Genomic DNA, 25,629 nt, shown 5'->3' on the forward strand with positions numbered 1-25,629 from the left:
ACAACAACCTAAGAGGCCACAAATGAGACGGATCGCCGCGATTGCCTGCTTGATTTTACCAACCATCGGGGGGGCTGAAGAGGCTTGGACCAAGCTGGACGAGGCGGGCATTCATGCTGCCCTCGATGATCAAAAGCTGATTTACCAAAGTGCCGACCAGACGTTCTACGTCTCGGGCAAAACGCTGTACAATCAGGATGGGCACGCAAGCTGGGGCGTCTGGCGGGTGCAAAGCGATCAGTATTGCAGCCAGTGGCCGCCCAACGATCTGTGGGCGTGCTTTGATCTGGAAAAACAAGGCGATCAGGTCCGCTTTGTCGGGTTCAATGGTGATATCACCGTTGCGGATTATGCGGAATAAATGACGCGGGCTTTGGCGGATTTTGTCGGGCGCTGGGCGATTGAGCGCACCATTACGCATGTTGGTGCCGCGCGGGCTGATTTTCACGGACATGCGACGTTTGAACCGGATGGGGATGGGCTGGCGTATCATGAAATTGGCACGCTGGTGATCCAAGGGCATCCGCCAATGCAATCAGAACGACGCTACCGTTGGGACGCGGACCTGAACGTCTATTTTGATGACGGGCGGTTCTTTCACACAGTTCCGCCAATGGGCGGGAAAACGCAGCACTGGTGTGACCCTGATGACTACGCTGTGGATTATGATTTTAGTGCTTGGCCCAACTGGACTGCGGACTGGCGCGTCCAAGGGCCTCGCAAAAATTACAGAATGCTGACTGGATACCGTAAAGCAGCATAATGCACTTGCAGAATATTTCGCTGCGCGGCAGAAAACCCGCACAGGAAATATTGCCAAGGAGCAAACGAGATGAATTCAGCACATGAACATAAAGTGCTAAGCGACGTCCTTCACGTTAACGAAGGCGCGTTGCGTTTGGCCAAACAGGCTGCGTTGGTTGTGTTTGGTATCGTAGTTTTAGCAGTTGCAGCAAAGATCAAAGTGCCGATGTGGCCCGTGCCGATCACGCTTGGGACGTTCGCGGTTCTAAGCATCGGTGCGGCGTACGGCGCGCGCTTGGGTCTGGTCACAATCTTTGGTTACTTGCTGATCGGCGCGCTTGGGTTTGACGTTTTTGCAGGCTCAACAGCCGAAAAATTCGGGCTTGAGTACATGATGGGCGGCACCGGCGGCTATCTGGTTGGTTACGTTTTGGCGACCGTTTTGTTGGGTGCATTGGCGCGCAAAGGCTGGGACCGTTCAGCACCGAAAATGGCCCTGGCAATGGTGCTGGGCAACGTGCTGATTTACGTCCCAGGCTTGATCTGGTTGGGCATGCTGTACGGTTGGGACAAGCCGATCTTGGCATGGGGTTTGACACCGTTTTTGATGGGCGATGCAATCAAGCTGGCGCTGGCTGCTGGCCTGTTCCCACTGGTCTGGAAAATGGTCGACCGCGCACGCGGTTAAAACTGTCTTGATCCAATAGTGAGGCGCGCGCCCTTCGGGACGCGCGCCTCATTACATTCCGGGTGCTTGGATCAGCCGAGATCGCTTAGGGTGCGAGTTCGGTGATCACCTCGGAGCTACGCTCGAGCGTGCGGTGCACCGGGCATTTGTCGGCGATTTCGAGCAGGCGTTGGCGCTGATCGCCGCTTAGGTTCCCTGTCAACGTGATCCGCCGTTTCCACGTATCAATCTTGTCGCCGCTGCCGGTTTCCGCGTCCTGCGCATGCACCTTGGAATGGTTCACATCGACGCTGACATGATCCAGTGACCAGCCTTTGCGGCGTGCGTACATTCGGATCGTCATCGACGTGCAAGCCCCTAATCCTGCGGCTAAAAACCCGTAAGGCGACATGCCTTTGTTGGTGCCGCCATAGGCCAGTGGTTCGTCTGCCAATGCGTGATGCACGGGTCCTGAATGGATGTCTTGCAGGAACCCTTTTGGGTCTGCCTCGCAGGTGCGCACAATACCTTCTGGTGCGCCGATTGGCGGGGCTGGGTGCTTGAGTTTCAAGTAGCGCGAAGCCCAAGTTGTGATCACCTCGGCGGCGTATTCTGCATCCTCGGATCGGGTAATAAGGTGGTCGGCATCATCCAGTGTGACGAATGATTTGGGGTGCTTGGCGGCCCCGAAAATCTCGGCTGCGTTGTCAATCGAAACGATGGAATCTTGGGGGGCGTGCAAAACCAGCAATGCGGAATTTAAGCTTGCAACACAAGCCTTTAGCTCAGTGCTGGCTACGTCTTCGACGAACTTTTGACCGATGGTAAAAGGGCGACCGCCAAGGGAGACTTCGGCGGAGCCTTTGGCTTTGATTTCAGGCAGGGCGTCAGCAAAGTTGTGGGTGACATGGCCGGGATCAAACGGCGCGCCTAAGGTCGCTACTGCTTTGATTCCATTTATCTTTGTGGCAGCTTTGAGGACGGCAGCGCCGCCAAGCGAGTGACCAATCAACAGGGCAGGCGGCATGCCTATGGCGCTCAGATGGGCGGCGGCTGCGACCAAATCATCGACGTTTGTGGTGAATGACGTGTTGGCGAATTCGCCCTCGGAATGACCCAAGCCTGTGAAATCAAACCGTAAAACGGCGATGCCCATGCCGGACAGACGTGCTGCGATCCGGCGTGCGGCAGGAATGTCTTTGCCGCAGGTAAAACAGTGCGCAAAGATCGCGGTGGCCATGTGCGGGCCTGCGGGCAGGTCCAAACGGGCTGACAATTGCGCGCCATTGTGGCCGGGAAAAGTGATGCGTTGTGTGGGCATGATGCGTCCTTTGGTTGCCCCGATGATGGGGGTTGGGGACGAGCTTGGAAAGGTCTGTGACAGGGCGGTCACGCAGGTGTTAACGGGCCGTGCGCCGGGGTTTTGGCAAGAACTGCGCAGATTAGGCCGAATTATGCGCAGTTTAGCGGCCTCTGAGGGGGGCGATTTGAGGGTGTTTTGGACGAAGTGCACAGATTTGGGCTGAAACTGCGCAATTTGAGTGGTTTTGGGTCGTTAGGGCGTCGGTAGGGATTGGGTGGCGTTAAGGTTTGAGGCGAGGAGGTAGGTGTTTTTTTATAATTACGAAAATGGGCCATTTTGACCGCTACAAGCCGCAGTTAGATCAAAAAAATTTTGTTATTCTTTTACAGCGCTGTCAACGACAAGCGTAGTAAATTTACTGCCTTTGGCCAACTCGTCACCTCCTTTTTGACCACGGTAGAGGCTCCATACACCCTCAACGGCATTACTAAGTATACTCTCGGTGAATGATTGGGGATCTATGGTTGCGAAATCCTGTGGCGACGGCTTTCTTTGCCGCGTCATTTTGCAAGCGACCCACAACATGCAATAGAATTTGATGTTGGTGCGGTCGTTCGCTGACATATCCTTCGACTTGAGGGTTTTCTCGATGGCAATGTTCAGTTTAGCGGCGTTAGCATATAAGTTTATGGGCTTAGACTTTGAAAACAACTGCTCGTATTCGTTTTGGTCTTTGATAATGTTGGATGGTCTTGCTCTGGCTGTATCAGGCCGTTGATTGACAATAGACATCAAGACTTGTGCCATTCTTGAGATACTTATTATTCTTGACGCGGGCTTGCCCAGATTCTTATAGAAATTTTTTCTTCGGTCATAGTATAGGTTAAGTGTTTTTAGCCGAGTTTCAATATCGCGTTGAATTTCGTCCGTTGCTCGTAGCGACCCGGGTTGCACGCCGTTTTGGCTATTGGTTGCTTTGATAATCTTATCACGGACTGCATCATCTTCGGAGGAAATGACCTTGATCATTATCATTCTTTTTTCGTTTGGATTAGAAAAAAGATCGCGCTCTGAAAAGTACTTGTTGACTTGAGTAGATGTCTGAAGCCCATTTACGATTTGAGGGTTTCCTATTGTTAAAGTGTCGCCATCTAATGTCGCTTTGTTGGATAAGATCGTGATGCCATTGTTCATCCACCAAAAGTCTGCGTCACGCTCGTCTTTTAAAGTCGCAGCAATTTCATCGTTTACTTCCGTTGAACCCTCGAAGTCGCGCACATTTGCTTCAAACAATTCGGCCTTGAGTTCAGCGCCTCTTTTTAGAAAGTTATCGAATTCTGGCAAACTTGCCAAAACAACGAAGCCTTTTTCAGCGTTTAAGCTTTTAGTTACAACCAACTCATAGGCATCTTTGCGCCGCTTTCTTGCAAGCTTTATCAAGTCCACGGCGGACAGCAACTCAACTTCCACTGTTGCTTGTGAGAATTTTTCACTAGCCGCCTGCTTGAGTTCAGCGATCTTGTATTCAGTCTTTGGATGAATGTGCCTTTCACCCTTTTTACAAGCGTAGTGGTATCGAACTATGATCTCTGGAAAACGGATCGCTAAAGTTTTAAGAGCATGCCTGAAGCAGTCCACTTGTGAAATTATTCCGCTGTTAAATTCCTCCAAATCCGAAGTTTTTACTGACAAATCGAACAGTTTGTTTGTAGCAGATATCAACTTGTTCAAAGCCGTTTCTGAAAAACTTCCAGAGGTCTTGGCCTGAATAATATGAATTTCAAGCAGTACATTACTCTTTAAATATTTTGCGTCAAAATCTTCTTGAATCAGTTCGCCATTTGCGAAAGAGAAAATAGCATCAATCCCACCATCGTGCTCGCCATCTGTAATCCCGCTTTCCAATTCTTCGTAAGTGAGATTATAATCTTTTAGGATGCTATCGGCACAAAATAATTCAAAGAAATCTGGCTCAGTCATATTTGGAGCAATTTCTAATCTTTGTTGATCAAGAACATCGTTCAATAGTTGAATGTCGTTTGAGCTGTTCACTTATCACCTGTACACAAATTCATTCAATGCATCCTAGGGTAGTTTAATAGGTCCTTCAATACTGATCCTCGTGGGTTGAAAAGGTCCACTGGACCTTTCGCAAGGCGGTCTTCGCCCCAGGGTCGGGCGCTACCCTAGTGTTGTGGGCATAAACGGGCCATGGGTTTGCGCAGTGCCTGTGATGCAATGATCATTCTCCCATCAGCGCCCTATCAAATTCTAGCGTTGTTAGGTTCTCAAAGCCGTCTTCGGTGATCAGCACTTGGTCTTCGAGTTTGATGGTGAACGCGCCGCCGACGGCCCCAACGGCGGCCTCGACGCACAGGACCATACCCGCCTCGAGCGGATAATCGAAGGCACCCGGCACGGCTTTGTCGGGGTAGGCGACGAGCGGCCATTCATCGCACAGCCCAACGCCGTGCATCAGGCAGCCGTATTTCTGGGCTTGGAATTGATCATCCAAGCGGTGCGAATTTGCGGTCAGTTCGGGGATCGTGACGCCGGGTTTCAGCATCGCCATGTTGGTCATGATGTGTTCGTGGGCGTGTTGCATGGCGTAGATCATGTCGGCGGGCGGTTTTTGATCACCGATCCACCAGCTGCGCGAGATGTCGATGCAGATGCCGTAGGATCCGATCAGATCGGTGTCAAAGCTGATGATCTCGTTTGCCTGCGTGATGCGTGGCCCACATTCCTGGAACCACGGGTTGGTGCGTTGACCAGAGGATAGCAGCCGCGTTTCGATCCATTCGCCGCCACGGCGGATGTTTTCGGCGTGCAAGATCGCCCAGACGTCATCCTCGGATGTTTTGCCATCCCCGACATTGGCGCGGGCGAAATCCTCCATGGCTTTGACCGAGGTTTCGCAGGCGTGATTGGCGCAGCGCATGGCGTGGATTTCGTCAGCGCATTTGATGGAACGGGATTTTTCGGTGACTTCTTCGCCGTCTTTCAAAGTGAACCCTTGGGCTTCGAGTGCGTGGGCCCCGTGCAGCATGATTTTGTCGACACCGAGCAGTTTGTTTGTGCCTGCATGCTCGGTCATGATCTCGCGCACCTCGTTGGCAAAGGCGTCTGCCTTGACGTCGGTTTTGTCGCCGGTTGCGAAGTAGAACATCGAACCGCCACCCCGCACTTCGCGCACCAGCGGGTTAAATCCGGTGAGGAAAGGCGCGTTTTTATAGTCCCAAATCACCATGTAGCCATCGGCGCACAGCAGCACGGCGCGGAACGGATTGTGGGTGTTCCACAGCTGCATGTTGGTGCTGTCGGTGGCGTAGCGGATGTTGAGCGGGTCGAACATCAGCAGGCCGCCATAGCCGCGATCCACGATGTGTTGCGTCAGCCGTTTGTGCCGATATGCGCGCATTGTTTCAAGGTTGGGAACGGTCAGCCCTGCCGCCTCCCATTCGCCAAACGCCAGCTGTGTCGGCCCGATTTCAATGCGATCCATATCGTTGGGCGACCCATCCGCCAGCGTTGCGCCTTTGGTCGGATCAATCTTGCGGGTGTCGCGGTGGTGCTGGTTCATTTGGGCATCCTTGGTCACAGTGTTGCGTACAAGGGTGCGCGGAACCGGCGCGGTATGATTGCCAAAAACCGACGTAAATACCTGTCGTTTTTGACATCGGATGGTGAACGGGGGCGCACAAACCATACGCCCCCGTTCGTTAATTGGGGTGTGACCAATGGGTGTCAATCACCACATGCGGCTGCCCGTCTGATGTCTTTTCAGCAGTCTTTCCATCCGACCCGACAGTGCAACTGACCTGGCGACGAAACGAGCTGAAGTATTCAGACGTCACAACATCAATCGGTTCGTCAAACACCAACGTCAGCGACCAAAACCCGGCAGTTTTAGCGTTGACCGCTTTGACTTTGCCGGCAAACCGATGCCCCAAATACAGGCCCGTCACACGCTGCGAAGGGGTGAATTGCGGCTGCGGTGCATCGCGCGCCTGCGCGTGCAGGGTGTTCCAATCGCGCGCGCCCCATTGATGGGCGACGGCCTCGAGGGCTTGGGCATGACTGATCGGTTGGCCCGTGTCAGCAAGGCCGGATCGCAGGCGTTTGGCTTGCGCCTTAAGCGCGGCGCGTGAGGGAAGAGAAATATCCATTCCAGTGTCTCCTGTTGTCGCGGAGCGGTGTTCGGGTGTTCGCATTGCCAAACGTCATGAGCGACGTAAGGGATCAGGAATTATCGTGTTCAACGCTTCACCAAAATGCGAACGGCAGGCGCGCAGGGCCTTGGAACAGGCATGTAGGCGCGTTGAATTTGGATTGCAAGGGGTGGGCTGGCGGTCAAATCTCGGCGTAGATTTCCAGCAAGTTGCCGTCGGGGTCGCGGAAAAACAGCGTGCGATGACCAAAGTCACGATCCGTGGGCGGTGACAGAATTTCGACATTCTGGCGGGTCAGTTCGACCGCACAAAGATCGACGATTTCGGGCGTGACTTTGAACGCGAGTTGCAGCGCGGCTGTGCCATCAGGAACGGGCGTGTCGGTCGCCGTGGGCCCCGGTTTTGCCAGCACAAAGATGTTGGCCCCGATGTTGTATTCCCGCCAGGTGGGCGACAGGCTGCGGGTCAGATCAAAGCCCAAAACGGTTTCGTAAAACTGGATCATGGCGGGCAGATCGCGCGCGTAAATCACGGTGTAATCAACGGCCCTAATCGCCTTGAACGGGTTTTGTGTGGGCATGATGTGATCCCTCTGAATTGAAAAACCGCGCATCTGTCTGGCAGGCGCGCGGTTGATTTAGAATTTCAAAAGCAACGGGTTAGCCGTCAATCCGTGCGCCCATGATCGCGATCGCTTTTTGGTAAACGCCTGCTGCATTCCATTGTTTGATGACTTTGAAATTGGCTTGGCCTTCTTGGTAACCTTTGCCGGGTTTCCAGCCTTTTTGGCGCAGGAAATTTGCGGTCGAGGCCAGCGCGTCGGTCTGGTTGTAAAAATCAACGCGGCCGTCGCCGTTGCCGTCGACACCGTATTGCAGCGCGTTGCCGGGCAGGAATTGCGTGTGGCCCAATTCGCCGTGTTTGGCACCTTTGGTGTTGGCGGTAATTGCGCCTTGGTCGACCAGTTTCAGCGCGCCAATCGCGTGCGGTTTAAAGAATTCAGAGCGGCGGCAATCGTAGGTTAACGTCGTGATCGCGGACACAACGGGGCTGGACCCCATGAAGCCGCCAAAGCCGGTTTCCATACCGTGAATCGCGATGATCACGCCGGCTGGAACGCCGTAACGTTTTTCGAGCGCTGCAAAAAGGTTGGCGTTTTGGGCTTTGCGTTTCTTGCCTTGGGCGACAATTGTGTCGGCACCGCGCACCTGCATGAATTTGCTGAGCGAGTATTTGAACGACTTTTGATTGCGGTCTGCGGCGATGGTTTTGCTGGCATAGCTGGCACTGGCCAAGGCGGCCAAACCGCGTTTTTTCACGCCGGCTTTTTTGGCATCCGCGGCAAAGCTGGCTTTCCACGCGTTGAACCCGGCGCTGGTGTTGCCGCAGGTTGCGGCCTGCGCGCTGGTTGTTGCAAGTGCCAGTGCGGCGACGATCGCGGCACGTTTGAAAATTGGCATATCAATTACTCCCTGAACGTTTTCCTCATGATGGCGCGCGTGTTGCCAGAGGTAAAGGGGGCAGGGGACTGCACGCAAAAAAGGCGCAACCTAAGCTGCGCCTTGATGAATTTTGTATTGCGCGGGCGAACCCGCAGCCCCTTAGCAGGAGTAGTACATCGCGTACTCAACCGGGTGCGGCGTGTGTTCGTAACGCTCGACTTCTTCCATTTTGAGGGCCACGTAGCCTTCGATCTGGCTTTTGGTGAACACGTCACCGGCCAACAAAAAGTCCATGTCTTTGCTCAGCTCGTCCAAAGCTTCGCGCAAGGAACCGCAAACCGTCGGGATGTCTGCCAGTTCTTCGGCAGGCAAGTCATACAGGTTTTTGTCCATGGCTTCGCCCGGATCGATCTTGTTCTGGATGCCGTCAAGGCCAGCCATCAACAGCGCTGCAAAGCACAGGTAGGGGTTGGCGGACGGGTCAGGGAAACGGGCCTCGACGCGCTTGGCTTTCGGGCTTTCCGTCCACGGGATCCGTACGCAACCTGAACGGTTACGCGCAGAATAGGCGCGCAAAACCGGCGCTTCAAAGCCCGGAATCAAGCGTTTGTAGCTGTTTGTGCCGGGGTTGGTGAAGGCGTTCAGGGCCTTGGCGTGGTGCAGAATACCGCCGATGAAATACAACGCTTCTTGGGAAAGATCTGCGTATTTGTCGCCTGCAAACAATGGCTTGCCGTCTTTCCAGATCGACATGTTTACGTGCATACCGGTGCCGTTGTCGCCTGCGATTGGCTTTGGCATGAACGTCGCGGATTTGCCGTAAGCGTGGGCGACGTTGTGGATCACGTATTTGTATTTTTGCAGCTCGTCGGCCTGTTTGGTGAGGCTGTCAAAGATCAGACCCAGCTCGTGCTGGCAGCTTGCGACTTCGTGGTGGTGCTTGTCGACTTTCATGCCGAGGCGTTTCATCGTCGACAGCATTTCGCCGCGCAGATCGTGGGCTTCGTCGATTGGGTTCACAGGGAAATAGCCGCCCTTGATGCCCGGACGGTGGCCCATGTTGCCCATTTCGTATTCGGTGTCGGTGTTCCAGGACGCGTCGGTTGCATCAACTTCGTAGGATACTTTGTTGATTGTGTTGGAATAACGCACGTCGTCAAAGAGGAAGAATTCGGCCTCTGGACCCATGTAGGCGACGTCGCCGATGCCTGTGGATTTCAGATAGCTTTCCGCTTTTTGGGCCGTGCCGCGTGGGTCACGATCGTAGGCTTCGCCGGTGTCAGGCTCAACAACAGAGCAGTGCACGCAGATGGTTTTTTCGGCGTAAAACGGATCAACATAGGCGCTGTCCACGTCGACCATCAGTTTCATGTCTGATGCTTCGATTGATTTCCAACCCTCGATTGAGGAGCCGTCAAACATGAAGCCTTCCTCGAGGAAATCTTCGTCAACTTGGTCAGCACAAAGCGTGACGTGCTGCAGTTTGCCGCGTGGGTCTGTGAAACGGATGTCGACGTATTCAGCGCCTTCTTCCTTGATCATATCGAGAGTTTTATTGCTCATCTTCGATGTGTCCTTTTGGAGTTTTGATAATAATTACAGCGCGTCTGAACCGGTTTCGCCGGTACGGATGCGGATTGTTTGCTCAACTGGGGTGACAAAAATTTTGCCGTCCCCGATTTTTTCAGTTTTGGCGGCGTCTACGATGGCCTCGATGGCGGCATCGACCTGGTCGTCGTCCAGAACAACTTCGACTTTGACCTTGGGCAGGAAATCGACAACATATTCAGCGCCGCGGTAGAGTTCGGTGTGGCCCTTTTGACGTCCAAAGCCTTTGACTTCGATGACGCTAAGCCCCTGAACGCCCACCTCTTGCAAAGCCTCTTTGACTTCGTCCAGCTTGAACGGTTTGATGATCGCTTCGATCTTTTTCATGAAGTGCCTCCCCTGGCTAAATTTGTGGCCCGAAATTTCGGCACAAAACCCCGGCCCAAAGCCCCGGAGTATTCCGGCTTGTGCTAGCTTGGTCATTTCAGGTTGTGATTCCAGCGTCCAGAAAAGGGCGACGCGGGCAGGGGGAAAGGCGTGAATTTGCGCGGGTGCGATTAAATTATGCGCGCAATGCTGAAATTTTAGGCGAAAGTGAATCGCTGAAATTGAACGTGATGCCGCGCCCGTTTCAGGGCCTCAGAATCGCACAAACGACGAAGGGGCGCAGAGGTACAAACCCCTCGCGCCCTTACGCAATTCATCGGTAATACCAACTTTAGGCGGCGACAGACTGCGCGACGCCAACCAAGGGGACCGAAATTTCCAGACCATCGGCATAGACCACATGGGTTTTGTCAAAGGTCAGGTGGAACAAATTCATGTTCCGCGCCCCAAGGTCGGTGATGAATTCGCCGTCAATCAATTGACCGGCCTGAACCACCGCATTTGGAACCCCAAACATCGACTGGGCCCGCCAATCACGCACCAGAACATGCTGGGCCGCGGGCAAAATCACGTTGTGTTCGGGGCGCGTGTGCCCAAGCGAACCCGCCTTGATTGCGACCGCAGGGGCGGTGATGCGCAAGGACGTGATATTGCGCAGCTCGACCATGCCCGCATCACGCGTGACAATGCGATCCCCCGGCGCGAGGTATTCCACGGGGATTTCCCCGTCGGATGTAAAGATAATACTGCCAGCAACAATGCCGGCATGCGTGCTAAATGCGCGTGCCTGCGGATCCTGTCCGCTTTCGACGCGCCCGACCGTTTTCGGTTTCATGGGCGTCTCTTTTGTTATGTAACCTGCCTCTAGGTTATGGAAAACATATGACAATATATGTTTAATGTCGCCTATTTTTTTGTGTCGAATTCTGATTTCGGGTGCTGTGCATTTTCTGCTCGCATCTGTGGGCAAGCTTTGCTACACGCTGCCGTGTTCGAATAGAACATGTGCGGGTGTGGCGGAATTGGTAGACGCACTTGGTTTAGGTCCAAGCGCCTTTGGCGTGGGGGTTCGAGTCCCTTCACCCGTACCACTTTACCTTAAGTAATTGAATTATAGCGATAAAAACATATTTGATGTGTTTTCAACGCGAAAATATCTGTTCGATTTCGTATGTTGGGAATTGGCGGAAACTCCGATTACGCACAATTTACGCACACCAAAATCAACAAAGACCATTCATCCAACGGTGTTTGGTTCCAAAGTTGGCCTTAACCTGAGTGTCTGGATGGAAACTCAGAGACTGCCATGCAGAAAAAGCGCCATTTCGCTGCGTTTGCGCCAATGACAGCTTTTGAATGATTTTCCAGATGAGTATATCTTGTCTAGGCAGTCGTTGTGCCGCTCTCTGGGTGTAGAATTGGGAAAGGCTGTAATCGGAGGGTTCAAACGATGCACATTGGGCTGATCGGCGGTATCGGTCCGGCCGCAACGGACTTCTACCACCGCAGCCTGATCAGTCGTGCCACACAAGCGGAACGTGACCTGAATTTGACGATGGTCCATGCCGACTCGGCGGCACCGATCTCAACGCGATCTTCGTGGACGGTCAAGCAAGCTTTCCAATCGTGGATTGCGCAAGCATCCACATCGACGAGATCGCACGACGCATTTGAATGATCGCCGTCGTTACTCTCGTCGCCTCATGTTGCACAGAAATCAGACCTGCGGACAAATCTGCCGTCTATCAAATATCTACTTCAGGCAACGACTACAATGTAACTGCACGGCTTGTCCGACCGGTTTTCGAACACACAGTCCTGAGGCTCGCCCAAAGTCAGGCAATCGTCTGCATCAAGCTCGTTAATCATATTGCCTTCGATGAAATGCAGCGTTCCTTCCAGAACCCAGACCACCTGACCAATAAATTCGAATGCGCTGCGCGGGAACGGCACGTGCGCGCCGGGGGGCAGGGTCACTCTGGTGATCTGGGGGGTATGACTGCTCTGCTCTTCTTTGTTCATCACGGCGTTGATCGGTTCGCGGACATATCCGGTTTCCGGGTCCCGCCATGGGGTGCGGTCTTGGGCCCGCACCAGTCGTTTGTCTAGCTCCACCGAGGCCTCGCGCAAGAGGGCTGACATGCTGATCTGCAGCGCCCCGGATATCTTGCCCAGAAGCGCTGCTGTCGGACTCGATGTGCCACTTTCGACGCGGTGGATCATGGCGCGCGAGACACCGGAGCGCTCCGCCATGTCACCGAGCGACCAGGATCGAGCGATGCGTTCAGCCCTAATACGTTCGGCTAGACGTGCCGCATCTTTGTCTAATATATTAGACTTAGCGATTTTGCTCTGATTCTCGGAAGTGCCCGACATGAATATCCTCGATGCGAAAGAAAACGATCTTGCCGCCATTCTCGACATTTACAATGAAGCCGTTGCCAATACGACCGCGATCTGGAACGAGATGAAGGTCGATCTCGCGAACCGTCATGACTGGCTTCGCCAGCGTCGGAAACAGGGTTATCCGGTCCTGGTCGCCCAGAACCATGATGGACACGCGATCGGCTATGCCAGCTTCGGGGATTGGCGTGCTTGGGATGGCTATCGCTTCACAGTCGAACATTCCGTCTATGTCCACAAGGATCACCGTGGGAAAGGCGTGGCTAATCTTCTCCTTCCAGCACTGATTGAGCGCGCGAGTGAGATGGGCAAGCATGTGATGGTCGCGGGGATTGAAGGCTCGAACGATGCCTCAATCCACCTTCATGCGCGTCATGGATTTGAAGAAGTGGGCCGGATGCGCGAAGTCGGCGCGAAATTCGGTCGCTGGCTCGATCTCGTGTTCATGCAGCTTTCGCTTGATGGACGCACGAATCCCGGTTCCGGTATATGAACTGGCTGGTAACAGCGATCCTGCTGGTTGCGGGAGGTGCGGGGCTGGTGATCCAGAACGTGTTCATGCTTCAGGCTCGCACCCTGTCAGGGTCGATCTGGGCGGCACTGTGGCTCAACTCTCTGATCGGTCTGACATTACTGACCGCGATTGTACTGGCGAGTGACGGCATCCGGCCCTTCGCGCGGCTCGCGAGCGCACCGGCATTGTGGTTCCTCATTCCGGGTATTCTCGGCACGCTCTACGTGCTGGCAAGTCTGCGAGGATATGTGCAGTTTGGCGCGAGCATCACTGTTGGAACGCTCGTGGCCAGCCAGCTGACCGCCGGTCTCTTCTTCGATTTTTGGCGAAGCGGGTCTCTCACATGGTCCGCCGGTCTTGGCGTCGTTTTTCTAATCGTTGGCGCAACCCTCGTTGCAAGAAGCGCTGGCTGATGAACCATGGAAATCTCATAAACCTGCTCCCCCTTTATCATCCGACGGGTGCGGATAGCATCGCCGCACATACAGCAAATTGTCTGGGCGCTGACCGGGGTGACGACGTGACACTGATTGAAATCACAGCCATCGCTGCACAACTTGAAAGCCGACCTTCGAACAACCCGCAGCATCGGTCGAAAAGGGCTCAGCGCTGCCGTAGAAAGTATCAAACGATCAAGACCGCTTCGAGGTGACGAACGGCTCCTACCTTTCGTCAAGGTTCTTAGATGTCGATCCGTTCAGCTATACTCAGGGCGTCTTCCAATTCGACCCCAGACATCTGACAGTGCTATCAACTTTTGTGTGGCCAAGCAAAAGTTGAACGGCACGCAGGTTGCCTGTTTTGCAATAGATTTCCGCCACCTTTGTTCGGCGCATAGAATGCGTGCCATAGCCACTTGGTTCCAACCCAATAGAAACAACCCAGTCCCGAACCAGCCGCCCATACTGGCGTGTTGATATGTGAGGGCGATCATGAAAACGGCTGGGAAACATGGACTGGCATCCCATCATCTCAGGAGACTTGATCCAGTTGGTCACAGTTTTTCGCGTGTTTTCAGCCAGTTCAAACTGGACGGGCTTGTTGGTTTTACTTTGAACGACGGACACTCTTTCACGAATTCTGTCGTCCATGAGTAGGTCAATAACCTTCAGTGACACCAAGTCGCAACCGCGTAACTTGCTGTCTATTGCGACGTTGAACAATGCGAGATCGCGGAGATTACCCGCGAGTTCGAGGCGAGCGCGGATGGCCCAGACCTGCTTTGGTAGCAGCGGGCGTTTTTGCCCAACGAGGCTACCCTTATTCCAGGTTCTTCGTTTTGGGGTGACAGCGGGAAGTTGAACTCTTGGCATGATTTGCCCTCCATCCAACCCTCCCGCCCAATCATCAACACAGCGCTGACGACGTATTATAGCCTGAATACTAATGACGGCTTCGCCGCTGGCGCGTCATCACGTGTTTCTGCGAAAGCAAAAGGCGGCTTCGAGCCCAACGTGTGAATCCGTATTTTGTGCTGCGTGCGCTCGCAGCGGTGGAAATGCCGCGTGAGCGAGAAAATACGTGCTGCCGCGCAGCGGGAAAACCGGCCATTCATGTAGGCCCCAGCGAAGATCAGCCGTCGGATCTGCAGGTTGCAGACGAAGTAGACCTGAGCACATGCGAAGGCTTTGGGTCGGTGACAGGTTGTCTTTTCGAACAGCATTCCTTCGTCATGCGTGGCGCATGCTTGTGAACGCCATCGCATCGCGACCGGGCGGCTTGGCCCCTAGATTTCCCACTCGGCATCGGAGATGCGAAGCGCTTTGATCCTTGAGTAGACCGTTGTTGGCGCAAGCTCCAAAAGGCGGGCCGCTCCGGTTGGACCCGACACTTTGCCCTGTGACCGGCGCATGCACTTGATGAGATTGTCCCGCTCAAGACGCTTCAGATCAGTATTAGATATAATGTCCTCTTTATCGTCGAACTTTGCTGCAAGACCTGACTGGAACTCTATTCGCAGTTTTCCGCCTTGCGCCAAAATCGCAGCACGCTCAATCACGTTTTCCAACTCGCGGACATTGCCGGGCCAATTATAGGCCACAAGCGCTTCGATATTCGCTTTGGATATCCGCGGTAACGGCAGGCGCAACCTGCTGGATGCGCGTTCCAAAAAGTGTTGAGCCAGAAACGGGATGTCTTCGGGGCGGTCCTTTAAGGCATCGCAGTGAATCGGGATAACGCCCAATTCAAAAAATAAAGCTTGGCTAAATCGTTCGGCACGGGCTTCTGCGGCAAGGTCACGGACAGTCGTCGATACGATCCGAAGCGATACGGGCGTGTCATAAGTGTCCCCGATGCGCCTGAATGCCCCTTCCTTAAGGACTGCAATCAGCTTGGCCTGAAATGCCTTTGGCAAATCTGAAACCTCGTCTAGATGCAGTGTCCCGTTATTGGCCAGTGCCAGCTTGCCGGTGGTGTCGCGCACCGCTCCGCGAAACGCTCCGCGCCGATAACCGAACATCTCCGCTTCAAGGTTTCGAGTTGGGATGTCGGAACAATTTACGCGTACCAATGGCCGTTTGGCCAGATTGCTCGCCTCGTGAATAGCGCTAACGGTCAGGCCTTTTCCCGTGCCAGACGCCCCTGAAATCAGGACATTCGTCTGTGTGCGCGCGACCAAATCAATCTGAGTGTTAAGGTTTCGGATAGAGGCGGACTGGCCGATAATCCCCGCATGCGATCTGACACTGCGTATCTCTTTCAGCAAGTAATCGTTCTCTTGTTCGAGCTGGAAGCGCAGCTTTTCTACTTCTTCTAAGGCTCCGTGTAGCCTTTTTTCATTTTCTTTGCGTTCGGTCACGTCGCGAAAAATGACGACCGCACCCGCCAACACTCCTTGATCGTAAATCGGCGTCGAGACGTATTCGACCAAGATTGGTTTACCGTCTTTTCGCCAGAATGCGTCGTCATCGACCCGCACGGTCTTATCGTGCCTGAACGAGTCGTAGATTGGGCAATCATGGGCATGAAATCGATCCCCATTCAGGTGGTGGTGGTGGATGATCTGGTGCAAATCCTGCCCAATCAGATCGTCCGCGTTCCAGCCCAGCATCTCTTGGGCGGCACGATTGACGAAAGTCGCTTTGCCTTCGGCGTTGATCCCGTAGATACCTTCACCTGCAGCCTCAAGGATCAAATGGTTCTGGGCCTCCATCTCGCGGAAAAAGCTGTGGATATTCTGCCATTGCATCAAACCTGCACGGTGTTGGGCTTCCTGTTCTGCCAGATGATTGTGCCGTTCTTGGGCATTAAGGTCCAAAAAGCTTAGCATCACTTGATTGTCCGACACACGGGTTCCAAATGTTTGCAAGCGCAGCTGTTGGCTATTGACGCGCTCAAACAAGAGGGTGGCGGTGGTGTAGCGCCCAAAGTGAAGTACGGCCTCAAGGAAGACAGCCATTTCAGCGGGAGGCGATTGCAGCACTGCACCAAGCGATACGGCGGTGAGATCTGCGGCGAACAAGCGCGAAGCCTCGCAATTATGTGAAACGATATCCCCGTGACGGGCTTCGATAATAAAAGCCGCAAGCGGGTGATTTTCGAGCGTGAGTGAAATGTCAGAATCAAGGGCCATGCGATCAGAAGGCGCGAAGATTCGTGTTAAAGCGACTACCAGATTTCGTAAATTACGAAATATCGTGCTGTCTGCGTAATTTTTCATCAATTATTTCAGCATGTTGTTGATTTTAGACACCCCAAAAACCGTCTTAAGGGCGCGGCACCCTCATGGCATCCTCATCCCAAATCAACTCATGGGGGTCATCATGACAGTCAAAAGTCTCGGCAATCCGTTCTCAAAAGACACCGACCTGCGCCACGGTCAAAGCTGCACATGCGAAGGCTGCAAAGCGTCGAACGCATCACAGGGCACGCAAATGTCCAGCGAAGAGATGCTGGAAAAAGCCGTCGAAAGCGCGATCGTGCGTTCCGTGTTCGGGCACAGCGACATCGGGCGTCGTTCTTTCATGGGGATGGTTGGCGGCACGACAGCCGCAGCCGCCCTTGCGTCCGTGTTTCCGATAAACGAAGCCAAGGCCGCAATTCTCGACAATCTTGGGCCGCCAGAGAAAACTGATCTCAACATCGGGTTCGTCCCGATCACCTGTGCGACGCCGATCATCATGGCTCAGCCACTTGGGTTCTATGAACGTTACGGGTTGAACGCGCAGGTTATCAAAACCGCAGGCTGGGCCGTTGCCCGTGACAAGTCGTTGTCTGGTGAATATGACGCCTCTCACATGCTGACACCAATGCCTTTGGCGATGACGCTTGGGGCGGGTTCAGTCGCTGAACCCTACATTATGCCCGCAGTCGAAAACATCAACGGTCAGGCGATTGTTTTGGCCAATCAGCACATGGACAAGCGTGACCCCAAACAATGGAAAGGCTTCACCTTTGGTGTGCCATTTGAATATTCCATGCACAACTTCCTACTGCGCTACTACGTGGCCGAATTTGGTCTGGACCCAGATGTCGATATCCAGATCCGCGTTGTGCCGCCGCCTGAAATGGTTGCGAACCTGCGGGCTGGAAACCTTGATGGCTATCTGTCGCCAGACCCGTTCAACCAGCGTGCAGTATATGAAGGTATCGGGTTCATTCACATCCTGACTAAAGAAATATGGGAAGGTCATCCATGCTGTGCTTTTGCTGCGCCATTGTCTTTCGCGACCGAATTGCCAAATACCTACGGCGCTTTGCTCAAGTCGATCATTGACGCGACACAGTACGCGTCCAACCCTGACAACCGCATTGAGATATCGGAGGCGATTGCACCGACCAATTACCTCAACCAACCCGTGACCGTTATCCAGCAAGTCCTAACTGGCACCTATGCGGACGGTTTGGGCGAAGTGCAGCGTGTGCCGGACCGCATCGATTTTGACCCCTTCCCGTGGCAATCCATGGGCGTGTGGATTCTGACGCAGATGAAGCGTTGGGGCTATATTGAGGGCGATGTGGATTACAAAGGGGTGGCCGAACAGGTGTATCTGGCATCAGACGCGCGCAAGGTCATGACTGATCTTGGCTACGATGCCCCTACGGACAACTACAAATCGCATATGATCATGGGCAAAACCTTTGATCCGGCGAAACCAGAAGCCTATGTCGAAAGCTTTGCCATCAAAGCAGGCGACTGATGGATTTGTTGTCAGAAAACAAGCGGGCCGCGATTTGGTCGATTGCCTTGCTGGTTGTTGGGCTGTTGGTGTGGGAGTTTTCGATCACTGCACAAACGCTGAACACTGGCGAGTTGACCGAATACGAATTGCTGACAGGGGCGGGCACGGCAAAAGCAGGCGTGCCGCCCCCCAGTGAAGTTGCGGTTAAGGCATGGCAGGAATTGTCGAACCCGTTTTATGACGCAGGACCTAACGATAAAGGCATCGGCATCCAAATCGGTTACTCGATCTACCGTGTTCTGACGGGCTATTTTTTGGCAGCAATCATCGCGATCCCGCTTGGCTTTCTGATCGGCATGTCCACGGTGGCGTATAAGGCACTGAACCCGTTCATTCAGGTTCTGCGGCCTATTTCGCCGCTCGCTTGGATGCCGCTGGCCTTGTTCATCATCCAAGATTCCGAGGCCTCGGCGATTTTTGTGATCTTCATCTGTTCCATCTGGCCGATGCTGCTGAACACCGCGTTTGGTGTGGCAGGTGTGCGGGAAGACTGGGTCAACGTGGCGCGCACCCATGAACTTGGGGCGATCAAAACGGCCTTTACCGTGGTTCTACCCGCTGCCGCGCCCACCATCGTTACAGGTATGCGGATTTCGATCGGCATCGCATGGTTGGTCATTGTGGCGGCAGAGATGCTCGTCGGGGGCACTGGCATTGGCTATTACGTCTGGAACGAGTGGAACAACCTCGACCTGACCTCAGTCATCTTTTCAATTCTCATGATCGGCGTCGTCGGCATGTTGTTGGATGCGGCCTTTGGCCTGCTCCAGCGACGCGTCGCCTACACCGAATAAGGCAGGCCAATGGCAAATTCATTTCTAAGTATTGAAAAGCTCACCCAGAAATATCCCGATGGCAAAGGCGGCGAATTCACGGTTTTTGAAAACGCCAGCTTTGGGATTGAGAAGGGAGAATTCGTCTGCATCCTTGGCCATTCGGGCTGCGGAAAATCCACAATCATGAACATCCTTGCGGGGCTGTCAGACCCGACAAGTGGCGTGGTCAAAATGGACGGTTACTCAGTTTCGGGGCCAAGTCTTGATCGCGGCGTGGTGTTTCAGAACTACTCCCTTCTCCCATGGCTGACCGCATTGAAGAACGTCACATTCGGGGTCGCCGCGCGCTTCCCTGACTGGACCAAGCAGCAAGTCGAAGAACATTCGATCGCGTTCCTCGACAAGGTCGGATTGTCCGGTGACGCTATATATCGCAAGCCAAGCCAGCTGTCCGGCGGTATGCGCCAGCGCGTATCGATCGCGCGCGCCTTTGCGAACGAACCGAAATTACTGCTGCTTGATGAACCCTTCGGTGCGCTTGATGCGCTGACACGGGGCACCATTCAAGAAGAGCTGTTGAAGGTCTGGAGCGGGACGGATCAGACCGTCTTTATGATCACTCATGACATCGACGAGGCGATCCTGCTCGCCGACCGTATTCTGTTGATGACGAACGGACCACTGGCGCGCGTGGCCGAAAGTGTCGAGATCACAATTCCACGACCACGCACACGGACTGACATAGTGGAACACCCGAACTACTACGCGATCCGAAATCATCTGGTGCAGTTCCTTGGTAAACGCTCTGCCGAATTGGCAGGGAAACCCAATGAAGCGAGCGCAACCCATTCGCCAAAAAAGATCCGCATCGACAAAACCGAAACTGCGGAAAGCGATAAGCCGTTGCTGCAGGCGGTAAAGACATGACTCTGACCCTGCCGCGCCCCCCCGTTCCGCCCTTCAGCTATGACAACGCTGTCCAAAAAGTGCGGATGGCCGAAAACGCATGGAACGGCCGTGATCCTGCCAAGGTCGCGCAGGCCTATACGCCAGACACAGCTTGGCGCAACCGGTCGCAATTTCTGCAAGGTCGCGCACAGGTCGAGGCGTTTCTGACCGAAAAGTGGGCGACAGAAAACGGCTATCGGTTGATCAAGGAAATCTGGGCCCACAGCGATAACAAGATCGCCGTGCGCTTTTGTTACGAATTTCACGACGCTTCGGGCCAATGGTTTCGCGCCCATGGCAACGAAAATTGGGCCTTTGATGCTGACGGTTACATGGCGCAACGCCATGCCTCGATCAACGATGTGCCTATTTCAGAGGGCGAACGCAAGTTTCATTGGGATGCTCCAGGGCCACGCCCAGATGACCATCCAGGCCTGACCGCGCTCGGCCTGTAATAAATAACCAAGTATGAAGGATACCACACCAATGACCGACATGATGACCAAAGAAGACGTCACAGCAATGATCCTTTCGGCCAAGAAAACAGCCGGAATAACTTGGGAAGACATTGCCAATAAAATCGGGATGTCGCCGGTCTGGACCCATTCTGCGGCCATGGGCATGAACGCTTTCCCACCTGAAAAGGCCGCCCTGATGGTTGCAACCATGGGCTTGCCCCAAGAAGCCGAAAGCGTGCTGGCGGAAAGCCCGACAAAGATTTGGGAACAGGCCGTGCCGACCGATCCCTGCATCTACCGGTTTTATGAAATCGTCGGTGTCTATGGACCGACGCTCAAGGCGCTCATCCAAGAGAAATTTGGCGACGGCATTATGTCTGCGATTGATTTCGAAATGTCAGTCACCCGCGTTGAAAACCCCAAGGGTGATCGCGTCAACGTTGAAATGTCGGGGAAATATCTCGGCTATAACAACTGGTAAGAGATGATGCAGCACGATCATCCAGGCGACAAAGCTGCAAGCCCTGTCCATGTGACAGGAAAGGCAGATGTCATCGTCAGCAGCGTTGCCCATAGCTACAACGCGAGCGACGGTGAGGTGCTGTCTGGGATTGATCTGACCATCCGGCCGGGTGAAATCGTGGCACTTATTGGACGGTCAGGGTCCGGCAAATCAACGCTACTGCATATTCTTGCAGGCTTGATCCAGCCCAGCGAAGGTTCCGTGCGTATAGGTGGCACGAGGGTCTCAAAGCCGTCGCCCCGTTGGATCATGATGTTTCAAGCCCCATCCTTGTTCCCGTGGATGACTGTCTCGCAAAACGCAGCCCTTGGCCTGCGGTATGGCGGCCAAAAAGACGGTGTTGAGCGCCGGATTGCTGAGGTGTTGTCGTTGGTGGATTTGTCCGAATTTGCAGATCGCAACGTACAGGACCTGTCTGGCGGACAACAACAGCGTGTGGCCCTTGCACGATCGCTGGCACCAAGCCCCGAGGTGCTGCTTCTAGACGAACCATTCTCGGCGCTTGATATGTTCACCCGTCAAGCCATGCAGCAAGACGTGCGCGCCATTGCCAAGCGGCTGGGCCTGACCCTGATCCTTGTGACCCATGACGTGTCAGAGGCCGCGCTGATGGCGGACCGCGCCGTATTCCTTAAATCCGGCGCAGGGATCATCGCTGACGATACGACCGTTGATCTCGCCGACACCGACCGCGACCTTGGCATCCCCACTTTCAAGGCGGAACTGGCACGCCTCAATGCAATTTACACGACGATGCAATCGTCATGACAACTAAAAGGAAAATGACCCCATGGACGACTCCCCGAACGAAAACCACGTTGACCTTCACGCTGCATGCTGTGGCCATGACGGCGTGGATCAAGACAAACGCCAGACGCTAGATTTGCTTGCCTCGGGTGGCTTAGCCGCCATGTTGGCAGGCCTCGCAGGCAGCTTGCCGTCCATGGCTCAGGCGCAAGACGATGACGTTGTGCGCATTGGTTATTTGCCGATCACAGACGCGACCCCATTACTTGTGGCCCACGCCAAAGGGTTCTTTGCTGATGAGGGTCTTGAAGCCGAAAGACCAACATTGATCCGTGGCTGGGCCCCCCTGATTGAAGGGTTCACATCTAACAAATTCAATCTTGTCCACTTCCTTAAGCCGATCCCAGTCTGGATGCGTTATAACAACGAATTTCCTGTGAAAATTATGGCTTGGGCACACACCAATGGCTCTGCGCTTGTGGTGGGCGGCCATACCGAGATCACCGATTTCGCGGGTTTGGGTGGCAAGCAAGTTGCTGTGCCCTTCTGGTATTCAATGCATAATATCGTGCTGCAATATGCTTTACGCGCGGCGGGCATCAAAGCCGTGATCAAGTCCGCAGATGAGCCGCTGGCCCCTGACGAATGTAACCTGCAAGTCCTACCACCGCCTGACATGCCGCCTGCTTTGGCAGCCCGCAAAGTCGATGCCTATATTGTGGCCGAACCGTTCAACGCCTTGGGCGAGCTGCGCGCCGGTGCACGGATGCTGCGCTTTACAGGTGATATCTGGAAAAACCATCCCTGTTGTGTGGTTTGCATGAACGAAGAAACGACAAACGCCAAACCGGAATGGACCCAAAAGGTCATGAACGCGGTTGTGCGCGGCGCGATCTATGCAAGCCAGAACAAGGAAGAAGTGGCGCAGCTATTGTCCAGAGACGGTGAAGGGTATTTGCCGGCACCGGCCCCCGTCGTTACCCGCGCCATGACGCTATATGAGGACAACGCCGAGTACATTGAAAGCGGCGCGATCAAGAACCAGGCTGAGTTCCAGAACGGCCGTATCGACTTTCAGCCTTGGCCATATCCTTCGGCGACGAAACTGATCGTCGAGGCGATGTCAGAAACCGTCGTCAGCGGTGATACAACATTCCTTACTGATCTCGACGCCGATTTTGTGACCCAGGATCTGGTAAACTACGACTTCGTCAAGACAGCGCTTGAGGCCAATCCTGAGTGGCTCGACGACCCATCGGTAAACCCCGGCGACCCTTATGTGCGCGAGGAAATCCTCAAGCTATGAGCGTGATAACAGACATCCCAAAACTGCGCAGCTTGCCCGCATTGGGCAAGTATCGCGGGCTGATGAATGCCTTCATCGGCATGGGCGGGCTGTTGGTGATTTGGTGGCTTGGCGGACGCGCGGTGGCCGATGATCCGAACATGTATGCCTTTGCCGACTTCGCACCAGCACCCACAATGGCGCGGCTTTGGGTGATGATCACATCCGGTGAGGTACTGGATATGGCGGGCCCGTCGCTTTACCGCGTTGGTCTAGGGATGTTGATTGCTGTCGTGGTGGGCGTGCCTTTGGGCATTCTGATCGGGCGGGTCGCACAACTGCGCGAAATCACCAATATCCCGTTCCAGTTCCTGCGGATGATTTCGCCGCTGTCTTGGATGCCGATTGCCGTCATGGGCTTTGACACGTGGGACGCGGCGATTGTCTTTTTGATCACCGTTGCTGCGATCTGGCCGATTGTCTTTGCCACCGCTGCAGGGGTGCGCCGCATTGATCCCGCTTGGATAAAGGTGGCTCGCAACCTTGGCGCAAACCCGTGGCACATGCTGACCACTGTGATCCTGCCCGCTGTTGCGACCGACATTTTCACCGGTATCCGGCTGGCCCTTGGGGTCGCATGGGTGGTGCTGGTGCCTGCTGAATACTTAGGCGTCACATCGGGCCTTGGCTACGCCATCAACGATGCCCGTGACACCCTTGAATACGACCGATTATCAGCCACCGTCGTGGTGATTGGCGTCATCGGTTTTGCTCTCGACACGCTGTGCCAGAAGGCCATTGGCCGCCTGAATTGGACCCGCAGCGCTTAACTTTAACCAACCGGAGGAAACACATGTCCGAACCCGTTACAGCACTTACCGGCTGCCTTGCCCCCATCGACAAAACAGGGCTTGAGACCTTGATCGAAAATGGCAAAGCCAACCCTGAAGTCATCAAGACCCTGAAATGCAAAACCGTAGCAGAGGGCAAGTTCCGTCATGCGAACTACATTCGCAATCTGGAACCCTACATCGTGGACGAACCACCCGGATTGCTCGGCGATGACACAGCACCCAACCCGTCAGAAGCATCTCTTGCCGCTCTGGGTTCCTGCGTTGCCGTCGGCCTGCATGCCAACGCGGTGCATCGCGGCATGACCGTGAATAAGCTGGAACTGGAACTGGAAGGCGATCTGAACATCACCGCCGTTTGGGGGACTGGTGATCTGAACGTGGCTAAGCCTATCGGCTTCACGGATGTGCGCATCAAAGTCGATATGGAATGCGAAAACACACCCAAATCAGTGGTGGATGAACTGGTGGCACATGTCATCCAATATTCGCCTGTTTTCAACACCTTTTCACGTCCCGTGAACATGGTCGCTGAGACCATCTGACCATCCAAATCAAAGGAGACCGCAATGACATTACAGGAAAAAATAGCTGAACCATCGGCCATGCAAACCCGCGTTGATGCGGTCGCCGCCTCGCAGTTGAAGCCTATCGTGCGCGAAATCGACGAAGGGCTTTACCCCGAAGACATCCTGCGTGCCTTCGGGACTGCGGGGGCTTACGGCAGTCATGTGGCTGCTGACATGGACATGGGCCAAACGATCCAAGCCATTGCACGCGGCGGCGAGGAATGTATCTCAACCGCGTTCTGCATGTGGTGCCAAAACGCACTGGCGTGGTACATCGCGTCGTCTAACAACGCTGGCCTGAAGACTACTCTATTACCAGACGTCGCGGCGGGCAAAGCCCTTGGCGGTACGGGCTTATCCAACCCGATGAAGACCTTCTTTGGCATTGAAAAGATGCGACTCAAGGGCGCGCGCACCGAATATGGCTATACCGTTCGGGGATCATTGCCTTGGGTTTCGAATGTCGGCGAAGACGGCTATTTCGGCATTGTCTTTAGCGTCGAAGACGAAGGTAGCGTCAAGCATGTCATGGCTGTCGCCCGTGGCGATCAGACGGGCGTGAAAACCGTTCTGGACCACGACTTTATGAGCATGGCGGGCACTGCCACCCGTTCGGTTCAATTCCGCGATGCGTTGATTGAGGACGCCTTTGTTCTGGCCGACCCGATCGACGGATACCTACAGAAAATTCGCCCCGGTTTTGTGCTGATGCAGACCGGCATGGCGCTGGGGATGATCCGCAGTTCGATAAAATTGATGGAACAGGTGCGTGGTCAATTGGGCCATGTAAATAAATATCTCGAAAAGCAGCCCGAGGATTTTCAAGTCCTGCTTGGCGCGTTGGAAGCCGAGATTATGGATCTGGCTCAAACCCCTTACGACACCTCAATTGCCTATTTTCGCCGTGTTGTGGAAGCGCGTCTGCGCGGCGGTGAAGCCTCAACAGAGGCCGCGCACTTTGCCATGCTGCATTGTGGCGCGCGCGGATTCGTTAGCAAAGGCGCCGCACAAAGGCGCCTGCGCGAAAGCTATTTTATCGCAGTGGTGACACCCGCTACCAAACAACTTCGCAAAATGCTGGCCGAACTTCCGGCGGCTTAAATCAAAAG

The 25,629-nt window shown here is 54.3% G+C and carries 26 protein-coding genes, 1 tRNA gene and 1 pseudogene; 16 read left to right on the plus strand and 12 right to left on the minus strand.

Annotated elements, in window-relative coordinates; all coding sequences use genetic code 11:
• Nucleotides 1-22: 22 nt before the first annotated feature.
• From ACFIO0_RS04450 to ACFIO0_RS04460, 3 genes are all read left to right on the plus strand, one after another.
• Complete coding sequence (locus ACFIO0_RS04450) at nucleotides 23-361, plus strand: hypothetical protein (protein ID WP_390913979.1); 339 nt, start codon at nucleotides 23-25, stop codon at nucleotides 359-361.
• The gene (locus ACFIO0_RS04455; RefSeq protein WP_390913981.1) at nucleotides 362-763 is read left to right on the plus strand and encodes a DUF6314 family protein; all 402 of its coding nucleotides are present in this window, start codon (nucleotides 362-364) and stop codon (nucleotides 761-763) included.
• 69 nt (nucleotides 764-832) lie between these two features.
• Nucleotides 833-1,432, plus strand: a complete 600-nt coding sequence (locus tag ACFIO0_RS04460) for a biotin transporter BioY (RefSeq protein WP_390913982.1) — start codon at nucleotides 833-835, stop codon at nucleotides 1,430-1,432.
• A gap of 85 nt (nucleotides 1,433-1,517) precedes the next feature.
• Here ACFIO0_RS04460 and ACFIO0_RS04465 read toward each other — a convergent pair whose 3' ends face one another.
• From ACFIO0_RS04465 to ACFIO0_RS04505, 9 genes are all read right to left on the minus strand, one after another.
• A complete protein-coding gene (locus tag ACFIO0_RS04465; RefSeq protein WP_390913983.1) occupies nucleotides 1,518-2,732 on the minus strand; it encodes an alpha/beta fold hydrolase in 1,215 nt (404 codons plus the stop codon).
• Nucleotides 2,733-3,089: 357 nt separating this feature from the next.
• Nucleotides 3,090-4,766 carry an AIPR family protein gene (locus ACFIO0_RS04470; RefSeq protein ID WP_390913985.1) on the minus strand — a complete coding sequence of 559 codons (1,677 nt, stop codon included), beginning with the start codon at nucleotides 4,764-4,766 and terminating at the stop codon, nucleotides 3,090-3,092.
• A 190-nt stretch (nucleotides 4,767-4,956) separates the two neighbouring features.
• Nucleotides 4,957-6,297: a dimethylsulfonioproprionate lyase DddP gene (gene dddP / locus ACFIO0_RS04475; RefSeq protein ID WP_390913987.1), complete on the minus strand. Its 1,341-nt coding sequence runs from the start codon at nucleotides 6,295-6,297 to the stop codon at nucleotides 4,957-4,959.
• A 139-nt stretch (nucleotides 6,298-6,436) separates the two neighbouring features.
• A complete protein-coding gene (locus ACFIO0_RS04480; protein WP_390913988.1) occupies nucleotides 6,437-6,883 on the minus strand; it encodes a glyoxalase superfamily protein in 447 nt (148 codons plus the stop codon).
• Nucleotides 6,884-7,067: 184 nt separating this feature from the next.
• Nucleotides 7,068-7,466: a VOC family protein gene (locus ACFIO0_RS04485; protein ID WP_390913990.1), complete on the minus strand. Its 399-nt coding sequence runs from the start codon at nucleotides 7,464-7,466 to the stop codon at nucleotides 7,068-7,070.
• A gap of 79 nt (nucleotides 7,467-7,545) precedes the next feature.
• Nucleotides 7,546-8,346: a lytic murein transglycosylase gene (locus ACFIO0_RS04490; protein WP_390913992.1), complete on the minus strand. Its 801-nt coding sequence runs from the start codon at nucleotides 8,344-8,346 to the stop codon at nucleotides 7,546-7,548.
• 141 nt (nucleotides 8,347-8,487) lie between these two features.
• Nucleotides 8,488-9,891: a type I glutamate--ammonia ligase gene (gene glnA / locus ACFIO0_RS04495; RefSeq protein ID WP_390913994.1), complete on the minus strand. Its 1,404-nt coding sequence runs from the start codon at nucleotides 9,889-9,891 to the stop codon at nucleotides 8,488-8,490.
• Between the two features lie 33 nt (nucleotides 9,892-9,924).
• Nucleotides 9,925-10,263 (minus strand): P-II family nitrogen regulator, encoded by a 339-nt coding sequence (locus ACFIO0_RS04500; RefSeq protein ID WP_390913996.1) that lies wholly within the window; start codon nucleotides 10,261-10,263, stop codon nucleotides 9,925-9,927.
• A gap of 331 nt (nucleotides 10,264-10,594) precedes the next feature.
• Nucleotides 10,595-11,098, minus strand: a complete 504-nt coding sequence (locus ACFIO0_RS04505; protein ID WP_390913998.1) for a Hint domain-containing protein — start codon at nucleotides 11,096-11,098, stop codon at nucleotides 10,595-10,597.
• A gap of 172 nt (nucleotides 11,099-11,270) precedes the next feature.
• Here ACFIO0_RS04505 and ACFIO0_RS04510 point away from each other — a divergent pair.
• A tRNA-Leu gene (locus ACFIO0_RS04510) sits at nucleotides 11,271-11,354 on the plus strand.
• A gap of 667 nt (nucleotides 11,355-12,021) precedes the next feature.
• Here ACFIO0_RS04510 and ACFIO0_RS04515 read toward each other — a convergent pair.
• Nucleotides 12,022-12,687: a helix-turn-helix domain-containing protein gene (locus tag ACFIO0_RS04515; protein ID WP_390914000.1), complete on the minus strand. Its 666-nt coding sequence runs from the start codon at nucleotides 12,685-12,687 to the stop codon at nucleotides 12,022-12,024.
• Here ACFIO0_RS04515 and ACFIO0_RS04520 point away from each other — a divergent pair.
• Both ACFIO0_RS04520 and ACFIO0_RS04525 read left to right on the plus strand, forming a co-directional pair.
• Nucleotides 12,638-13,159, plus strand: a complete 522-nt coding sequence (locus ACFIO0_RS04520) for a GNAT family N-acetyltransferase (RefSeq protein WP_390914002.1) — start codon at nucleotides 12,638-12,640, stop codon at nucleotides 13,157-13,159. The two genes, ACFIO0_RS04515 and ACFIO0_RS04520, sit on opposite strands and share 50 nt — an antisense overlap.
• The gene (locus ACFIO0_RS04525; protein ID WP_390914004.1) at nucleotides 13,156-13,593 is read left to right on the plus strand and encodes a DMT family transporter; all 438 of its coding nucleotides are present in this window, start codon (nucleotides 13,156-13,158) and stop codon (nucleotides 13,591-13,593) included. Before ACFIO0_RS04520 ends, ACFIO0_RS04525 begins: the two co-directional genes overlap by 4 nt.
• 268 nt (nucleotides 13,594-13,861) lie before the next feature.
• On the opposite strand, the pseudogene ACFIO0_RS04530 reads toward ACFIO0_RS04525, so the two are convergent.
• Together ACFIO0_RS04530 and ACFIO0_RS04535 are read right to left on the minus strand one after the other, a co-directional pair.
• Nucleotides 13,862-14,493: pseudogene (locus tag ACFIO0_RS04530) on the minus strand (tyrosine-type recombinase/integrase).
• A gap of 413 nt (nucleotides 14,494-14,906) precedes the next feature.
• On the minus strand, nucleotides 14,907-16,841 hold the full coding sequence (locus ACFIO0_RS04535) for a sigma 54-interacting transcriptional regulator (protein ID WP_390914006.1): 1,935 nt from the start codon (nucleotides 16,839-16,841) through the stop codon (nucleotides 14,907-14,909).
• A gap of 103 nt (nucleotides 16,842-16,944) precedes the next feature.
• Here ACFIO0_RS04535 and ACFIO0_RS04540 point away from each other — a divergent pair, with 103 nt between their 5' ends.
• The 10 genes from ACFIO0_RS04540 to ACFIO0_RS04585 are packed head-to-tail and all read left to right on the plus strand — an operon-like array spanning nucleotide 16,945 to nucleotide 25,621.
• Nucleotides 16,945-18,321: an ABC transporter substrate-binding protein gene (locus ACFIO0_RS04540; protein ID WP_390914008.1), complete on the plus strand. Its 1,377-nt coding sequence runs from the start codon at nucleotides 16,945-16,947 to the stop codon at nucleotides 18,319-18,321.
• A complete protein-coding gene (gene ntrB / locus ACFIO0_RS04545; RefSeq protein ID WP_390914010.1) occupies nucleotides 18,321-19,157 on the plus strand; it encodes a nitrate ABC transporter permease in 837 nt (278 codons plus the stop codon). The genes ACFIO0_RS04540 and ntrB overlap by 1 nt, the downstream gene beginning before the upstream one ends.
• A 9-nt stretch (nucleotides 19,158-19,166) precedes the next feature.
• Nucleotides 19,167-20,066 carry a nitrate ABC transporter ATP-binding protein gene (locus tag ACFIO0_RS04550; RefSeq protein WP_390914012.1) on the plus strand — a complete coding sequence of 300 codons (900 nt, stop codon included), beginning with the start codon at nucleotides 19,167-19,169 and terminating at the stop codon, nucleotides 20,064-20,066.
• Nucleotides 20,063-20,542, plus strand: coding sequence for a DUF1348 family protein (locus ACFIO0_RS04555; RefSeq protein WP_390914014.1), 480 nt, complete (start codon nucleotides 20,063-20,065; stop codon nucleotides 20,540-20,542). The genes ACFIO0_RS04550 and ACFIO0_RS04555 overlap by 4 nt, the downstream gene beginning before the upstream one ends.
• Nucleotides 20,543-20,573: 31 nt before the next feature.
• Entirely contained in the window at nucleotides 20,574-21,026 is a 453-nt protein-coding gene (gene cynS / locus ACFIO0_RS04560) for a cyanase (protein WP_390914016.1), read from the plus strand.
• Nucleotides 21,027-21,029: 3 nt separating this feature from the next.
• Entirely contained in the window at nucleotides 21,030-21,836 is an 807-nt protein-coding gene (locus ACFIO0_RS04565) for an ATP-binding cassette domain-containing protein (protein ID WP_390914018.1), read from the plus strand.
• A gap of 22 nt (nucleotides 21,837-21,858) precedes the next feature.
• A complete protein-coding gene (locus ACFIO0_RS04570; protein WP_390914020.1) occupies nucleotides 21,859-23,121 on the plus strand; it encodes an ABC transporter substrate-binding protein in 1,263 nt (420 codons plus the stop codon).
• On the plus strand, nucleotides 23,118-23,930 hold the full coding sequence (locus ACFIO0_RS04575) for an ABC transporter permease subunit (protein WP_390914022.1): 813 nt from the start codon (nucleotides 23,118-23,120) through the stop codon (nucleotides 23,928-23,930). The genes ACFIO0_RS04570 and ACFIO0_RS04575 overlap by 4 nt, the downstream gene beginning before the upstream one ends.
• Before the next feature lie 23 nt (nucleotides 23,931-23,953).
• A complete protein-coding gene (locus ACFIO0_RS04580) occupies nucleotides 23,954-24,496 on the plus strand; it encodes an OsmC family protein (protein WP_390914024.1) in 543 nt (180 codons plus the stop codon).
• Nucleotides 24,497-24,520: 24 nt separating this feature from the next.
• Nucleotides 24,521-25,621 carry an acyl-CoA dehydrogenase family protein gene (locus ACFIO0_RS04585; protein ID WP_390914026.1) on the plus strand — a complete coding sequence of 367 codons (1,101 nt, stop codon included), beginning with the start codon at nucleotides 24,521-24,523 and terminating at the stop codon, nucleotides 25,619-25,621.
• The last annotated feature ends 8 nt before the right edge of the window (nucleotides 25,622-25,629 follow it).

It is taken from the genome of Pseudosulfitobacter sp. SM2401, assembly GCF_042932805.1.
In the GTDB taxonomy this organism is placed as follows: domain Bacteria; phylum Pseudomonadota; class Alphaproteobacteria; order Rhodobacterales; family Rhodobacteraceae; genus Ascidiaceihabitans.

What these genes read in the sequence shown, in the direction of transcription:
- ACFIO0_RS04450 (WP_390913979.1), top strand. Translation starts at nt 23, where the DNA reads ATGAGACGGATCGCCGCGATTGCCTGCTTGATTTTACCAACCATCGGG.
- ACFIO0_RS04455 (WP_390913981.1), top strand. Translation starts at nt 362, where the DNA reads ATGACGCGGGCTTTGGCGGATTTTGTCGGGCGCTGGGCGATTGAGCGC.
- ACFIO0_RS04460 (WP_390913982.1), top strand. Translation starts at nt 833, where the DNA reads ATGAATTCAGCACATGAACATAAAGTGCTAAGCGACGTCCTTCACGTT.
- ACFIO0_RS04465 (WP_390913983.1), bottom strand. Translation starts at nt 2,732, where the DNA reads ATGCCCACACAACGCATCACTTTTCCCGGCCACAATGGCGCGCAATTG.
- dddP (WP_390913987.1), bottom strand. Translation starts at nt 6,297, where the DNA reads ATGAACCAGCACCACCGCGACACCCGCAAGATTGATCCGACCAAAGGC.
- ACFIO0_RS04480 (WP_390913988.1), bottom strand. Translation starts at nt 6,883, where the DNA reads ATGGATATTTCTCTTCCCTCACGCGCCGCGCTTAAGGCGCAAGCCAAA.
- ACFIO0_RS04485 (WP_390913990.1), bottom strand. Translation starts at nt 7,466, where the DNA reads ATGCCCACACAAAACCCGTTCAAGGCGATTAGGGCCGTTGATTACACC.
- ACFIO0_RS04490 (WP_390913992.1), bottom strand. Translation starts at nt 8,346, where the DNA reads ATGCCAATTTTCAAACGTGCCGCGATCGTCGCCGCACTGGCACTTGCA.
- glnA (WP_390913994.1), bottom strand. Translation starts at nt 9,891, where the DNA reads ATGAGCAATAAAACTCTCGATATGATCAAGGAAGAAGGCGCTGAATAC.
- ACFIO0_RS04500 (WP_390913996.1), bottom strand. Translation starts at nt 10,263, where the DNA reads ATGAAAAAGATCGAAGCGATCATCAAACCGTTCAAGCTGGACGAAGTC.
- ACFIO0_RS04505 (WP_390913998.1), bottom strand. Translation starts at nt 11,098, where the DNA reads ATGAAACCGAAAACGGTCGGGCGCGTCGAAAGCGGACAGGATCCGCAG.
- ACFIO0_RS04520 (WP_390914002.1), top strand. Translation starts at nt 12,638, where the DNA reads ATGAATATCCTCGATGCGAAAGAAAACGATCTTGCCGCCATTCTCGAC.
- ACFIO0_RS04515 (WP_390914000.1), bottom strand. Translation starts at nt 12,687, where the DNA reads ATGTCGAGAATGGCGGCAAGATCGTTTTCTTTCGCATCGAGGATATTC.
- ACFIO0_RS04525 (WP_390914004.1), top strand. Translation starts at nt 13,156, where the DNA reads ATGAACTGGCTGGTAACAGCGATCCTGCTGGTTGCGGGAGGTGCGGGG.
- ACFIO0_RS04535 (WP_390914006.1), bottom strand. Translation starts at nt 16,841, where the DNA reads ATGAAAAATTACGCAGACAGCACGATATTTCGTAATTTACGAAATCTG.
- ACFIO0_RS04540 (WP_390914008.1), top strand. Translation starts at nt 16,945, where the DNA reads ATGACAGTCAAAAGTCTCGGCAATCCGTTCTCAAAAGACACCGACCTG.
- ntrB (WP_390914010.1), top strand. Translation starts at nt 18,321, where the DNA reads ATGGATTTGTTGTCAGAAAACAAGCGGGCCGCGATTTGGTCGATTGCC.
- ACFIO0_RS04550 (WP_390914012.1), top strand. Translation starts at nt 19,167, where the DNA reads ATGGCAAATTCATTTCTAAGTATTGAAAAGCTCACCCAGAAATATCCC.
- ACFIO0_RS04555 (WP_390914014.1), top strand. Translation starts at nt 20,063, where the DNA reads ATGACTCTGACCCTGCCGCGCCCCCCCGTTCCGCCCTTCAGCTATGAC.
- cynS (WP_390914016.1), top strand. Translation starts at nt 20,574, where the DNA reads ATGACCGACATGATGACCAAAGAAGACGTCACAGCAATGATCCTTTCG.
- ACFIO0_RS04565 (WP_390914018.1), top strand. Translation starts at nt 21,030, where the DNA reads ATGATGCAGCACGATCATCCAGGCGACAAAGCTGCAAGCCCTGTCCAT.
- ACFIO0_RS04570 (WP_390914020.1), top strand. Translation starts at nt 21,859, where the DNA reads ATGGACGACTCCCCGAACGAAAACCACGTTGACCTTCACGCTGCATGC.
- ACFIO0_RS04575 (WP_390914022.1), top strand. Translation starts at nt 23,118, where the DNA reads ATGAGCGTGATAACAGACATCCCAAAACTGCGCAGCTTGCCCGCATTG.
- ACFIO0_RS04580 (WP_390914024.1), top strand. Translation starts at nt 23,954, where the DNA reads ATGTCCGAACCCGTTACAGCACTTACCGGCTGCCTTGCCCCCATCGAC.
- ACFIO0_RS04585 (WP_390914026.1), top strand. Translation starts at nt 24,521, where the DNA reads ATGACATTACAGGAAAAAATAGCTGAACCATCGGCCATGCAAACCCGC.